General features: G+C 53.3%; 17 protein-coding genes. 8 read left to right on the plus strand and 9 right to left on the minus strand.

Translation table 11 applies throughout. The features are described from left to right. The first annotated feature begins 12 nt into the window (after positions 1-12). Both ACOQH0_RS08890 and ACOQH0_RS08895 read left to right on the plus strand, forming a co-directional pair. A complete protein-coding gene (locus ACOQH0_RS08890) occupies positions 13-1,485 on the plus strand; it encodes a sensor domain-containing diguanylate cyclase (protein ID WP_421512028.1) in 1,473 nt (490 codons plus the stop codon). 299 nt (positions 1,486-1,784) lie between these two features. Continuing rightward, on the plus strand, positions 1,785-2,033 hold the full coding sequence (locus ACOQH0_RS08895) for a GlsB/YeaQ/YmgE family stress response membrane protein (protein WP_010430025.1): 249 nt from the start codon (positions 1,785-1,787) through the stop codon (positions 2,031-2,033). 54 nt (positions 2,034-2,087) lie between these two features. On the opposite strand, the gene yoaJ is transcribed toward ACOQH0_RS08895, so the two are convergent. From yoaJ to ACOQH0_RS08910, 3 genes are read right to left on the minus strand one after another with little or no spacing between them, the layout of a single operon-like run. Further along, on the minus strand, positions 2,088-2,162 hold the full coding sequence (yoaJ, locus tag ACOQH0_RS08900) for a protein YoaJ (RefSeq protein WP_071985424.1): 75 nt from the start codon (positions 2,160-2,162) through the stop codon (positions 2,088-2,090). After that, positions 2,163-2,261 (minus strand): YoaK family small membrane protein, encoded by a 99-nt coding sequence (locus ACOQH0_RS08905; RefSeq protein ID WP_010430030.1) that lies wholly within the window; start codon positions 2,259-2,261, stop codon positions 2,163-2,165. A gap of 45 nt (positions 2,262-2,306) precedes the next feature. After that, positions 2,307-3,335: a sensor domain-containing diguanylate cyclase gene (locus ACOQH0_RS08910; protein WP_421512335.1), complete on the minus strand. Its 1,029-nt coding sequence runs from the start codon at positions 3,333-3,335 to the stop codon at positions 2,307-2,309. Positions 3,336-3,642: 307 nt separating this feature from the next. Here ACOQH0_RS08910 and ACOQH0_RS08915 point away from each other — a divergent pair, with 307 nt between their 5' ends. Together ACOQH0_RS08915 and ACOQH0_RS08920 are read left to right on the plus strand one after the other, a co-directional pair. After that, positions 3,643-3,897 (plus strand): DUF333 domain-containing protein, encoded by a 255-nt coding sequence (locus ACOQH0_RS08915; RefSeq protein WP_089599068.1) that lies wholly within the window; start codon positions 3,643-3,645, stop codon positions 3,895-3,897. Positions 3,898-3,977: 80 nt separating this feature from the next. Then, positions 3,978-4,283 (plus strand): hypothetical protein, encoded by a 306-nt coding sequence (locus ACOQH0_RS08920; RefSeq protein WP_420985182.1) that lies wholly within the window; start codon positions 3,978-3,980, stop codon positions 4,281-4,283. Here the strand turns inward: ACOQH0_RS08920 and ACOQH0_RS08925 are convergent, their stop codons facing one another. Next, entirely contained in the window at positions 4,284-4,628 is a 345-nt protein-coding gene (locus tag ACOQH0_RS08925; RefSeq protein WP_420985183.1) for a DUF488 domain-containing protein, read from the minus strand. A gap of 101 nt (positions 4,629-4,729) precedes the next feature. On the opposite strand from ACOQH0_RS08925, the gene ACOQH0_RS08930 reads away from it, so the two are divergent. Then, positions 4,730-5,437 carry a CTP synthase C-terminal region-related (seleno)protein gene (locus tag ACOQH0_RS08930; RefSeq protein ID WP_421512030.1) on the plus strand — a complete coding sequence of 236 codons (708 nt, stop codon included), beginning with the start codon at positions 4,730-4,732 and terminating at the stop codon, positions 5,435-5,437. Between the two features lie 33 nt (positions 5,438-5,470). Here ACOQH0_RS08930 and ACOQH0_RS08935 read toward each other — a convergent pair whose 3' ends face one another. Then, entirely contained in the window at positions 5,471-6,658 is a 1,188-nt protein-coding gene (locus tag ACOQH0_RS08935; RefSeq protein ID WP_215230926.1) for a CynX/NimT family MFS transporter, read from the minus strand. 99 nt (positions 6,659-6,757) lie between these two features. Between ACOQH0_RS08935 and ACOQH0_RS08940 the strand changes: the two genes are divergently transcribed. Beyond that, positions 6,758-7,549, plus strand: a complete 792-nt coding sequence (locus tag ACOQH0_RS08940; RefSeq protein ID WP_421512032.1) for an AraC family transcriptional regulator — start codon at positions 6,758-6,760, stop codon at positions 7,547-7,549. Here ACOQH0_RS08940 and ACOQH0_RS08945 read toward each other — a convergent pair. Further along, positions 7,533-7,979, minus strand: coding sequence for a DUF441 domain-containing protein (locus ACOQH0_RS08945; RefSeq protein WP_010430052.1), 447 nt, complete (start codon positions 7,977-7,979; stop codon positions 7,533-7,535). The genes ACOQH0_RS08940 and ACOQH0_RS08945 overlap by 17 nt on opposite strands. Before the next feature lie 145 nt (positions 7,980-8,124). Between ACOQH0_RS08945 and yoaI the strand changes: the two genes are divergently transcribed. Then, on the plus strand, positions 8,125-8,229 hold the full coding sequence (yoaI, locus tag ACOQH0_RS08950; protein WP_010430055.1) for a small membrane protein YoaI: 105 nt from the start codon (positions 8,125-8,127) through the stop codon (positions 8,227-8,229). A 21-nt stretch (positions 8,230-8,250) separates the two neighbouring features. Here the strand turns inward: yoaI and ACOQH0_RS08955 are convergent, their stop codons facing one another. The 3 genes from ACOQH0_RS08955 to yeaG all read right to left on the minus strand — a co-directional run bounded on the left by ACOQH0_RS08955 (position 8,251) and on the right by yeaG (position 12,142). Then, on the minus strand, positions 8,251-8,751 hold the full coding sequence (locus ACOQH0_RS08955) for a YbaK/prolyl-tRNA synthetase associated domain-containing protein (RefSeq protein WP_421512034.1): 501 nt from the start codon (positions 8,749-8,751) through the stop codon (positions 8,251-8,253). Between the two features lie 99 nt (positions 8,752-8,850). Further along, positions 8,851-10,134 carry a YeaH/YhbH family protein gene (locus tag ACOQH0_RS08960; protein ID WP_010430062.1) on the minus strand — a complete coding sequence of 428 codons (1,284 nt, stop codon included), beginning with the start codon at positions 10,132-10,134 and terminating at the stop codon, positions 8,851-8,853. 73 nt (positions 10,135-10,207) lie between these two features. After that, positions 10,208-12,142, minus strand: coding sequence for a protein kinase YeaG (yeaG, locus tag ACOQH0_RS08965; RefSeq protein WP_042717518.1), 1,935 nt, complete (start codon positions 12,140-12,142; stop codon positions 10,208-10,210). 433 nt (positions 12,143-12,575) lie between these two features. Here yeaG and ACOQH0_RS08970 point away from each other — a divergent pair, with 433 nt between their 5' ends. Further along, entirely contained in the window at positions 12,576-13,322 is a 747-nt protein-coding gene (locus ACOQH0_RS08970; protein WP_010430068.1) for a MipA/OmpV family protein, read from the plus strand. The last annotated feature ends 19 nt before the right edge of the window (positions 13,323-13,341 follow it).

Consider the following 13,341-nt stretch of genomic DNA (forward strand, 5'->3'; position numbering starts at 1 on the left):
GTGGATTAGCTCGTGCATGTGAAAAACGCGTTTAACACAACAACCATTACCGTCATCATCGTCTCACTGATTATTTCGCTGTCGCTTGTCGTTCAGATCGCCACGTCCAGACAGCAATCAATTCAACAAATTAATACCAGCGTTGCCAACCTGAGCCATACCCTTGATGTGTACACTGAGGGGATTATGCGCCAAAGTGAAATGTTGATTACCACTGTCTCTGACATGATTGAAATTTATGGCATGACGCCGCAGCAGGCTGTGAATATTCAGCGGATAATAACAAATCAGGATGATTTACTTTCTCAGATAAATAATGTTGTCGTCTACGATGCGAAAGGGGATATCTTCACGGCATTGCATGAGGGGTTTTCCGGTTCCCGTAAAGGGGCAGACAGGCCATTTTTCGTCTATCACAAAGAAAATAAAAATTCGCAGATTTTTATTGGTCAACCTGTGGTGAGCAGAACAAACGGTAAATGGGTGATTACCATCAGTCGACGCCTGGAAACGCACTCGGGGGCCTTTAACGGGGTTGTCGTGGTTACGTTGGGTATCGAAAACTTTCTTGCGCTGTATGGGCAGATTGACATTGGTCATTCCGGGGTTATTGGTTTAACGACGCAAACAGGCGTATTACTGGTTCGGCACCCTTTTAAAAATAACTATATTGGCGCGATTGTTTCTGACTCACCCCTCTTTAAGGAGTATCTCAAGGTACAGAATGCCGGGATAGCCAGTTCCGTCTCGCGGTTTGATAAAATCGAACGCATCTACGCGTTTGAGAAAAACAAACGCTATGGTTTGGTGACGACCGTGGCAGTCAGCAAGGAGGAGGCGCTGTCTCCCTGGCGCAAGCAGGCCATTCAGCTCGCCGTCGTTATTCTTATTTTAACCGCCGTGCTCATCGTGGCTTCCTACTTTTTGTATGTAGACTTATCCAGAAAAAACCGGGTTAACAAAGAGCTTCAGATCATTGCCTCTGAAGATGCATTGACCGGGCTTTTCAATCGCCGTGCATTTGATGAAAAGATCCTGTCTGAAATTGCGCGCTGTGCGGCTGACAATTCCCCGATTTCGGTGCTGATCGTGGATGCGGATTTCTTCAAAAAATATAATGATAACTACGGGCACCCGGAAGGGGATCGGTGTCTTAGCCTACTGGGAGAGTGTCTCAGGAAAAGCCTTACGCGGAACAACCAAATTGTGGCGAGATACGGCGGTGAGGAATTTGCGCTCATCTTGCCTGACACCGATATCGAGGAGGCGTGTCGCCTTGGCAAATCGATTATTCGCAATGTCTGTTCCCTGAATATTGAACACGATTTCAGCCCCTTTGGGCGGGTAACGGTAAGCGTAGGGGTCTCAACCGCGCGTGCCGTGGAGATTGCAGGCAGCCAGCAGGACATTATTATTGCTGCCGATCGTGCGCTCTATCAGGCAAAACGGGCCGGACGAAACCAGCACGCTTTTATTGCGGTATGACGGGTCTGTCTTGCAGGCAAAAAAAGCCCACTCAAGAGTGGGCAAGAAATACTGGAAGCAATGTGAGCAATGTCGTACTGAATACCTGAGCATTTCACTCAACTATTCAATGTTGAGAAAGATAATCTTTCTCAACAAAAGATGCAACCCCACACTTCATGTGGAACGGAATTTTTTATAGCTCAGATTTTACTCAATCAAACCCTGTGATGCTTATCACAAATTTCCTTTCTTAAATCCTGTGCTATCCTTTTCTGTGTCGTTGATTTAATGACAAAAACCATACAGAGAGGAAAGCTATGGGAATTTTATCCTGGATTATCTTTGGGCTGATTGCGGGGATCCTGGCGAAGTGGATTATGCCGGGCAAAGATGGTGGTGGGTTCTTCGTAACCGTCATACTGGGGATCGTGGGTGCAGTCGTTGGCGGCTGGATCAGCACCCTGTTCGGGTTTGGCAAAGTAGATGGCTTCAATTTTGGCAGCTTTGCCGTCGCGGTGATTGGCGCCCTGGTGGTTCTGTTTATCTACAGAAAAATCAAAAGCTAAATCTGTTATTTGCTGAAAAAGGCTGCCAGATGGCGGCCTTTTTACATTGGAGGTTTACCACCAGCCGAACTGTGAACCTGCGACAGCCACGATTGCCACGATCAACATAATGATGGTTGTTTTTCTCATTTATGCCCCCGGCGCAGCGTAACCGCCAATGAAAAACCAGGCTAAAAAAATCACCGCCGTTATAAAAATAACAACCGGGAAGAGGATCCCTATTCGCATGCCATCACCTTTATCGTTTTACGTAACGCCGTAAAGTGTACGGCGTTAATCCATCGTGAGAAAGCGTGTTTTGCTTTTTCCTTTTTTGTCTTGATACATCGCCATATCTGCCGCCTGTAACGCGCTGTCCGCATCGGTGCTCGCGGGATCAACTTCGACGATACCCAGACTCGCACCCGGATACACAATATGAACCTGACCGAGCCAGTATTCACCCGCAATGCGGGCGCTAAGTCGGGTTTTCAGCAGATTAACCTGCGTCCTTTCGGCTTCCTCTGTGCTTTGACTCAGACAGGCGACCAGAAACTCATCGCCGCCTAATCTTCCGACGATCTCGTCCTCGGTCTGTTCGTCAGTGAGTCGTTTGCCCACTTCGATCAGGAATCGATCGCCCGTCTCATGCCCGAAGCGATCGTTAATCAGTTTGAAATCATCCAGATCGATAAACGCAATAATGGCGTTGCGTTTAAGGTGTTTAGCTAAGGAAAACAGGGTGGTGAGATTCTCGAAAATCGCCCGACGGTTGGGCAACCCCGTGAGGGCATCGGTATAAGAGTGGGCGATGAGCGCTGCATTGGCTTCGCGAAGCTGGGCCACCAGGGACTCTTTCTGAATGTACTGTGCAATTAAACCGGCAAACAGCTTCAGCACGTGTTCACCGCGCTCGCTAAGCTGCTTCTTCTCCGTGCTGGTCGCGCACAGGGTCCCGTAAATCGAACCATCAGCCAGGTGAATAGGGATACTCATGTAGGTTGTAATCCCTAGCGCTTTTGCGGCTTCGCAATCAGGCCAGCGACCCGCCACGTCGTTGCTGAACAGAGTATCGCTGTCTATCGCACGCTTGCACAGGGTATCCCCCCACGGAACGCTCAGCCCTTCAGGGATCTGCATCTGCTTACTGTTGCGGGCATAAAGAATGTGCTGCAACCGGGCGTTGATATCCACCTTTGTCAGGTAGGTGGATTCCATTTCGGTCACAATTTCCAGCATCTCCAGCAGCTGGCGTACAAGACTTTCTAAGGATTGCTCGGTGGCGAGTGTTTCAGAAACACGGGCAAGGATGATATCCGACATGACGTGGGTTGACTCCCATACAGAAGACGTCTGCATCTGCATGTTATGCTGAAATTTTCCAATTTCGACATAGTAAAACATGAATATAACAAATTTTATACATTCTCCGGGGCGATTCAGGAGACAAAAAGGCCCCGGTACAGAGACCGGGGCAAAGACATCTTGATTACGGAATGATGTTCTCTGGTCATATCGAGAACACGCTGCACTGTAAGGGGCAAAAGTGCAGTAACGATGGAGAAATCATGGAGAAAACCCTCCTGACCCGTTACCCTGACGTTTTCAGGACGCTTTAAGGATCGCGATGATGAAATATCTGTTACTGGCACTGGCGTTACCGCTCGCAGCATGCACAACAAAAGCTACTCAACCTGACGCCCCTATGCCGCCGCATGCGGTAGGGATGGCGAACCCGGCCTCCGTGTACTGCCTGGAGAAAGGTGGCGAACAGATCCCGGTGCAAAGTCCGCAGGGTGTGCGTACCGAGTGCAAACTGCCTGGCGGTGAAGTGATTGATGAGTGGGATCTCTACCGTCGCGATCATCCGCAACCTGCCAGGTGACAGCGGGATACTCTCTGCGATACACTTCTCTTTAGGATTATTCTTAGCCAGTTTCTGGCGATATTGACCGCGAGAGAAGTATGTTTCAGTTAAAGCCGGGCAGCCTGGCGATAATCATTGGCGCGCGTACGCCAGCTGGCCGCCGCAACGTTGGAAAATCAGTGGAGCTGTTTGGTCTTTGCCTGCCAGGTCAGCGTTTTGTTAATCCAGTAAACGGCGTGATGACGCAGTTGCCTGCAACGGCGGACCGTGCGCTGTGGCTGGTGACGGGAGATGTCTATGCGTTTGATAATCAGCATGGCTTTGCGTTTGTCCGCCCGGAACATCTGCTGCCGCTGACGCCGGACGAAACATCGCAGACCTGTGATGAACTGACGATCGGTTGATTACAGATGGCGCAGCCAGTCAGCCAAAACCAGGGCATGATTTTGCGCCTCGTCTTTAGCGCCGTAGAGCAGGGTTAAGGTCTGCCTGTTTGCCAGAGCTGCCAGGCGCTGGCCTTCGTTCTTATGCTGCGCCAGTTCTTCCCGATACGCCTTACTGAAGGCAGTGAAATCAATCGTTTCGCTATGAAATGCTTTGCGCAAATCAGTTGAAGGCGCGAGCGTTTTACACCATTCATCATACGTGAGGTCTGTTTTTTTCACCCCGCGTGGCCACAACCTGTCCACCAGAACCCGATAACCGTCGTCCTGACTGGCCCGATCGTACAGGCGCTTGCACTCAATCATATTTCACCCCTCCCAATTTAAGGTATTGTGATAATTGCAGAAGATCGGTAGTCTGAGGTTCCTTATGTTATCTGATAATTCTTTGGCATAAGGACTCCCTCATGGAACACCGCCCGGTTAAAACGACGCTGCGCATTGCCCTTGTTGGCGATTATAACGCTAATGTGGTTGCGCATCAGGCGATCCCACTGGCAATTGACGATGCCGCTGCTGTACTGGATCTCACCGCCGATTATGACTGGCTTGCAACAACGGAGCTGACCAGTCCGGAAGACCTGGTAGGCTATGATGCCATCTGGCTGGTGCCTGCAAGTCCCTATAAGAACACCGAGGCGGCCTTCATCGCCGCACGCTACGCCCGTGAAAACAGTATTCCCTTCCTCGGGACCTGCGGTGGATTCCAGCATGCATTGATTGAGTACGCGCGCAATGTGCTGGGCTGGAGCGATGCGGCTCACGCCGAAACGGATACCGAAGGGACGATGGTGATTGCGCCGCTGACCTGCTCGCTGGTGGAAAAAACCGATGCCATTGAACTGCGCAACAATACGCTGATCGCGAAAGCCTACGGAAAGCCGGAAATTGTAGAGGGTTATCACTGCAACTATGGCGTGTCGCCAGAATTTGCGCAGGAGCTGGAAAGCGGTGATATGCGCGTGACGGGCTGGGACGAGCAGGGCGACATTCGCGCAGCCGAACTGGTTACGCATCCGTTCTTTGTGATCACCTTATTCCAGCATGAACGCGCAGCGCTTGAAGGGCGCCCGGTGGTGCTGGTGCAGGCGATGCTGCGCGCGGCACGCGGATAAAATAAGGGCAGACTATCGGGTCTGCCCTTGTCATTAGCGGGGGGTGATCTCCCGGTCACGCCCGGCAAGCACGCCGCAAACCGCCATCACCGCGGCGGCCAGCGCGCAGGCCAGCAGTGGAATACGCCAGTCCCCGGATGTGTCGTGAATTTTCCCCATCAGCGGTGGCCCGCAGGCGGCCAGAAGATAACCAATCGACTGCGCCATACCGGATAACGCCGCCGCCTGATGTGCAGAGCTGGCGCGCAGACCGATGAAGGTCAGGCCGAGGATCATGGTCGCACCCGAGCCAAAGCCAAACACCAGCGTCCATATTACCGCCATGTCAGGCGCAAACCAGAACCCCGCCGCGCTCACCGCGCACATCAGTGCCACGATACCGGCGATCCCGCGCTGATCCTTCAGGCGATGGAGGAGCAGTGGGACAGCAAGACCCGGAACGGCCGTGGCCAGCTGTAGCAGGCCGTGCATCGAACCTGCCTGTGTTTCACTGTAGCCGTGGCTGAGTAAAATCGCCGGTAGCCAGCCGATGATCACGTAGTAAATCAGCGAGTTGATTCCCAGAAACAGAGTCACCTGCCAGGCAAGGGCAGAGCGCCAAATGGCGCGATTGTGCAACGCGCCTGCGCCGGTCACGGTGGCAGCAGGAGTCTGACGCCACTGCGGCAGCCACAGCAGCAGGGCGACCAGCGGGAAGATCATCAGCATCAGCAGCGCGCCGTGCCAGCCCGCATCACCCAGCGCCAGGGGAACAATCAGCGCAGAGCCTAACGCAGCAGACGCCCCCATTGTCAGGGAATACGCCCCGGTGAGCTTAGCCACCTGTCCCGGGAAGTCGCGCTTGATTAACCCCGGTAACAGCACATTGCCCAGTGCGATACCACAGCCGATGACCGCCGTACCGATAAACAGCAGAGAGGCCGAAGGCAGGGAACGCACGCCAATTCCGGCGCAAATCAGCAGCAGGGCGAGAAACAGGCTGCGCTCCATGCCGATACGGCGGGCGACACCTGCGGCGAGGGGAGAGATTAACGCGAATGCCAGCAGAGGCAGCGTGGTGAGCAAACCCGTTTGCGCGGTGGTTAAGCCGTAGTCCTGACGGATGGTGTCAAGCAGCGGCGCCGCCCCGGTAAAGGTGACGCGAAGCGTGGTGGCAATCATCAGGATGCCTGCAATCAGCAGCGCGCCGTGTTTTCCTGACGTTCGAATAGCTGTAGTCATTATGTTCTCATACGTTCAAGCGAGCGCACACAATACCGATTTTCAGCCTGGTTGAAATCAAGCTAAAATGACAGTTTATCGCTAATATCGGACAACTTTATGATCGGTCTTGGGTTGGATGGCTACGATCCGGATAGCCAGCATGACGCTGCGGTGGCGTTTCGCATCCGCGTGGTGGCTGAAGAACAGCATATTCCGCTGCATCATCACCGTAAAGGTCAGCTGATTCTGGCGCTGGGGGGCGCGATCACCTGCGAGGTGGAAAACGCCATGCTGATGGTGCCGCCGCAGTATGCGGTATGGGTTCCGGGGGAGATGCCGCACAGCAATAAGGCCACGCCAGGCGCACAGCTGTGTTTCTTATTTATTGAACCCGGCGCCGTCAGTTTGCCCGATCGCTGTTGCACCCTGAAAATCTCCCCGCTGGTGCGGGAACTTATTTTGTCGCTGGCGGATAAATCGCGTGAAGAGCTGCGCCTTGCGGCCACCTCGCGCCTTGTGGATGTCCTGTTTGACGAGTTACCGCTCCAGCGTCAGGAGCATCTGCAGTTGCCCGTGTCACCCCATCCTAAAATTCGGCTGATGAGCGAGAAGATGGCAGAAGAGCCTGCCGCCTGGCAAACGCTGGCGCAATGGGCGAGTCACTTTGCCATGAGCGAGCGCAACCTGGCGCGGCTGGTCGTAAAAGAGACGGGGTTAAGCTTCAGGCGCTGGCGACACCAGCTGCAGTTGATTGTCGCCTTGCAGTTGTTGATTGGCGGGAACTCCGTGCAGCAGGTGGCACAGTCACTGGGGTATGACTCTACCACCGCCTTTATTACCATGTTCAAGAAAGGGTTGGGGCAAACGCCTGCTCGCTATATTGCCAGCCTGACTACGACTTCCCAATAAACAGCGAAACCAGCCCGGCGGCAATCAGCGGCCCCACCGGCACGCCGCGGAACAGCGCTACGCCGAGCACGGTGCCTACCAGCAGGCCCGCCACCAGCGAGGGCTGGCTGCTCATCAGCGTCACACCGCGTCCACCCAGCCACGAGACAAAAACACCCACCGCGATCGCCACCAGCGATTTCCAGTTCATGAACGAATGCAGCAGTGTCGAGGCGGGAAGCGTGCCGCTGGCGATCGGAGCCATCACGCCGATGGTCAAAATGATAATCCCGATGGTGAGGCCTTGTTTTTCTATCCACGGGAAAAAGGTATTGAGCGGGGTCACGCGCACAATAATTAGCACCAGAATCGAGATGGCGACCGTGGTGTTATGGCTGACAAAGCCGAGCGCGGCGAGTGCCAGAAGAATGAGCAGAGTAGGGTCAAACATAGGGAATCCTTGCCAAAATAATTAACCTGCTTACTGTACGCGCAAACGCGACGCAGGACAGTTTTAAAAAGATTTTGTTGTTGTCATAACCTTGTCATTTACACGGATTAAAACGGAGGCAGATATCGCAAAAGGGGTCGCCATCATGAACGATCACATGTTTGTTGAAACGCTGATTATCTCCTCATCGTTTTTCGCTATTGCCGTGATTCTCGTCGCCTCCGTACTGTTTCTGGAAAGAAAAGGCTGACGGGGGCGTCAGCCTTAGCGGTTACGCTTTATGGAAGGTCACCAGCTCAGGACGGGCGATGCGCAGGTAATCCTGGGTATCCATAATGACGGATTTCTCCAGCAGGCCAGCGTTAAACGCGATTTCGTCGAAGCGCTCGAACAGCAGCGGGTCGGCCACCAGCACCAGGTCAGGATGGAAGCTAAAGGGCGGGATAGCGCCGAAAACGCAGGCGGTCAGGGTATCGACTTCCGCCGGGCTGGCGAGCGAGGCCTTAAGCCCGCCAAAATGGCTGGCAAGCTTGCTCAGGTCGGCCTGCAGGTCGGCGGCCAGGATCGCCAGAACGTGTTTTTTTACGCCGTTGCCTTTCACTTTGCACACCAGCGCTTTCGCGCCTTGTCTCAGATCGGTCCCGCGAATTTCACTTACCGCTTCACATTTCCCCACCGCTTCGTGCTCCATCACCCGAAACCGCGCGCCCTGCCCGGTAAGTAAGGTAATCAGTTGCTGGTGAGTTGCCGTCCCAATAACATCTTCAGACATAACGATTTTCCCGGTAATAAACCCATTTTCAGCTTGCTACATTATCACGGGATGAACGGGGTCGAAAGAAAACAGCCAGCGGATTCGCTGGCTGCTGGGTTATGCATTGCTGGTGGCAGACTGCTTGTGGAACAGCTCCCGGAATACCGGGTAGATATCATCCTGATCGCGGATATGCTGCATGGCAAAGTTATCGAACATCGACTGCAGATGTTCATACTCCCGCCACAGAGTCTGGTGCGCGCGGCGGGTGATTTCGATATAGCTGTAGTAACGCACGACGGGCAGAATTTTCTTCGCCAGAATTTCATGACACAGCGGCGAGTCGTCTGCCCAGTTATCGCCATCCGACGCCTGCGCGGCATAGATGTTCCACTGCGCCGGGTCATAACGCTCTTTCACCACTTCATCCATCAGCTTCAGGGCGCTCGATACAATGGTCCCACCGGTCTCCTGTGAGTAGAAGAACTCGTGTTCATCCACCTCTTTCGCCTGAGTGTGGTGGCGGATATAGACCACCTCCACGTTCTTATAGGTTCTGCTCAGGAACAGGTAGAGCAGAATATAAAAACGCTTCGCCATATCTTTGGTGGCCTGGTCCATTGAACCGGAAACGTCCATCAGACAGAACATCACCGCCTGGCTGGATGGCTCTGGACGTTTTTCGTAGTTCTTGTAACGCAGGTCAAAAGTGTCAATAAACGGCACGCGGTCGATTTTTGCCCGTAGCTCGGCAATCTCTTTGCGCAGGCGCTCCTCTTCCAGCAGTTGCGCCGGTTCCGTGTTTTCCACGACCTTCAGGCTGGTTTCCAGCTCGCGCAGTTCACGTCGTTTACCTGCCGTCATCGCCGTCCGTCGCGCCAGTGAGTTCTGCAGCGAACGCACGACGCTGATATTGGCGGGCACGCCGTTTGCGGTATAACCCGCGCGATGGGTTTTGTATTCGTTAAGCTGGCGGTGCTGGTTCTTTTTCAGATTAGGCAGCGCCAAATCCTCAAACAGCAGGTCGAGATATTCATCTTTCGAGATCTGGAAGACAAATTCATCCTGACCTTCACCGTCCTGGCTGGCTTGTCCCTGACCGCTTCCAGAACCGCCGCCACCACCTTGTGGACGCTCGATTCGGTCATTCTGAACAAAGTGATCGTTACCTGGGTGGACGCGATGGCGCAGACCGCCTCGCCCCTGATGAAACATCGGTTCGCTGATGTCATCAGTGGGGATGGAGACAGACTCGCCGCTGTCTACGTCAGTCACCGAGCGTTTGTTGATGGCCTCGGAGATCGACTGTTTAATTTGCGCTTTATAACGACGCAAGAAGCGCTGGCGGTTCACCGTGCTCTTATTTTTGCCGTTAAGACGCCGGTCAATAAACCAGGTCATATACCCCCCGTACTGCATTTGCCAACTTGCATTTTGTAGGCCCGGTAAGCGTGAACGCTACCGGGCACTTGTTTTAAGACGATTTGCGCACGCGCAGGTACCATTCGCAGAGCAGGCGGACCTGTTTGCGGGTATAGCCTTTCTCCATCATACGGTCGACAAAATCGTCGTGCTTTTTCTGCTCGTCGGTTGAGGTTTTGGCGTTAAACGAAATAACCGGCAACAGCTCTTCGGTATTGGAGAACATTTTTTTCTCAATGACCGTGCGCAGTTTTTCGTAGCTGGTCCAGTTCGGGTTACGCCCGTTGTTATGCGCTCTGGCGCGCAGGACGAAGTTGACAATCTCATTACGGAAGTCTTTCGGGTTACTGATACCGGCAGGCTTCTCAATTTTTTCCAGTTCCGCGTTCAGGGATTCACGGTCAAACAGCTGGCCGGTATCCGGGTCGCGGTACTCCTGATCCTGGATCCAGAAGTCAGCATAGGTGACATAACGGTCGAAAATGTTCTGCCCGTATTCTGAATAGGATTCCAGGTAGGCGGTCTGGATCTCTTTGCCAATGAACTCGGCGTATTTCGGGATTAGGTAGCCTTTCAGGAACTCAAGGTAGCGTTCAGCCTGCTCCTGCGGGAACTGCTCGCGCTCGATTTGCTGCTCCAGGACATAGAACAGATGCACCGGGTTGGCCGCCACTTCCGCATGGTCAAAGTTAAAGACGCGGGAGAGGATCTTAAACGCGAAACGCGTGGACAGACCGTTCATCCCCTCGTCGACGCCAGCGTAATCGCGGTACTCCTGATAGGACTTCGCTTTCGGGTCGGTGTCCTTCAGGCTTTCACCATCATAGACGCGCATTTTCGAGTAGATGCTGGAGTTTTCTGGCTCTTTCAGGCGCGACAGAATGGAGAAGCGAGACAGCGTTTCCAGCGTTCCCGGTGCGCAAGGTGCGTGCACCAGCTCACTGTGGTTAAGCAGTTTCTCGTAAATTTTGATCTCTTCCGAGATCCGCAGGCAATAAGGCACTTTGACAATGTAAACACGGTCGAGAAACGCCTCATTGTTTTTATTATTACGGAAGGTGACCCACTCAGATTCGTTGGAGTGCGCCAGAATGATGCCGTTAAACGGCAGGGCGGAAATACCTTCCGTACCGTTGTAGTTCCCTTCCTGAGTGGCGGTCAGCAGCGGATGCAGCACTTTAATCGGTGCTTTAAACATCTCGACGAACTCCATAATCCCCTGGTTTGCACGGCACAGGGCGCCGGAGTAGCCATAGGCATCCGGGTCGTTTTGCGCGTGATGTTCCAGCTTACGGATATCGACTTTACCGACCAGGGCCGAAATATCCTGGTTGTTTTCGTCGCCGGGCTCCGTTTTGGCGATGGCAATCTGTTCCAGAATTGACGGCCAGACTTTGACGACGCGGAATTTGGTAATATCGCCACCAAACTCGTGCAGGCGTTTTGCCGCCCACGGTGACATAATCGTGCCGAGATAGCGGTGCGGGATGCCAAACTCTTTATCCAGGATCTGCGCATCTTCCTGCGGATTAAACAGGCACAGCGGATGGTCATTGACCGGGCTGCGTTCCCCGTTGGCACTCAGCACGTAAATCGGCACGCGTTGCATCAGCGCTTTAAGGCGCTCGGCAAGCGACGATTTACCGCCACCCACAGGACCCAGTAAATAGAGGATCTGCTTCTTCTCTTCCAGACCCTGAGCAGCATGCTTCAGGTAGGAGACGATCTGCTCGATGGCATCTTCCATGCCATAGAACTCTTCAAACGCCGGATATCGGGCGACGACCCGATTCGAAAAGAGACGGGAAAGCCGTGGCTCCAGGGCAGTATCAACCATGTTAGGCTCACCAATAGCCATCAATAGCCGTTCTGCCGCATTGGCATAGGCACTGCGATCTTGCCGACAAATGGTAAGAAACTCCTGCAGTGTGAACTCTTCGTCCTTGGCAGCTTCGTAGCGCTGGCGATAGTGATCGAATATATTCATGGCATGCCGTCCTTTCGTTTTTTAGCACAGGATAAGAGCCGTTCGTATGAGTAGTGGAGGCTCCCGGAAGAGAATTTCTCGCACCTCACTGCCAGAGCAGCAACCTGTGTGCCAGGTCAGACGCTAAGAAGTGCGGGGGTGTGCAGCAAAATCTCTTCTTAAATTAAAGCGTAGATGGCATTTGCAAAACTTGCATGCTGAGAAAATCTAATTTCAATGACATATCAATAACTCATCCAAAAATTCCCACGTGCGTAATAAGGCGAAGCCGCGTTTTTCATTCAGGGTTCACATAAATGAAAGCAGCCTGTCATCTGAAAAGTAAAAAATAACGGGTTAATCAGACTCATTAGTCAGCAAAAAATTTTGGGATGAACGGGAATGGCGGTTACACTTCACCCGCTGATTATTTGACTACAGGAAAGAATGGATTGTGACCAAACTCAAACTTCTGGCATTGGGCATCCTTGCCGCTACCGCAGTGAACACCGCACAGGCAGAAAGTCAGTGGACTGTTGGCGCGGGCGCGGGTGTCATTAACAGCCCGTACAAACAGTATGACCGCGACGTGTATCCCGTTCCCGTTGTCACCTATGAAGGCGATAACTTCTGGTTCCGTGGCCTGGGCGGCGGCTACTATCTGTGGAACGATACGGCTGACAAGCTGTCGATCATGGCGTATTACGACCCGACGCACTTCAAGCCAGGCGACAGCGACAGCAACGCGCTTCGCCAGCTGGACAAGCGCAGAAGCTCGCTGATGGCGGGTCTTTCTTACGTACATAATACCCAGTACGGCTTCCTGCGTACTGCGCTGGCGGCGGATACGCTCGACAACAGCAACGGCTTTATCTGGGATCTGGCGTGGCTTTATCGCTACACCAACGGCGCGCTGACGCTGACGCCCGGCATTGGTGTGCAGTACAGCAGCGAGAACTACAACGACTACTATTACGGCGTCTCTAAAGCTGAATCTCGTCGTAGCGGTTTGAAAAGCTACAGCGCGGATGATGGCTGGGATCCGTACCTGGAGCTGACCGCGAGCTATAACTTCCTGGGTGACTGGAACGTTTACGGTACTGGCCGTTACTCCCGCCTGAGTGATGAAATCAAAGATAGCCCGATGGTCGACAAATCCTGGTCAGGGCTCTTCTCTGTGGGTGTGACCTACAAGTTCTGAGTGTGCATCATTAGCGTGC

Origin of the sequence: Enterobacter sp. JS8-1, from assembly GCF_049187015.1 — a bacterium.
Taxonomy (GTDB): Bacteria; Pseudomonadota; Gammaproteobacteria; order Enterobacterales; family Enterobacteriaceae; genus Enterobacter; species Enterobacter mori.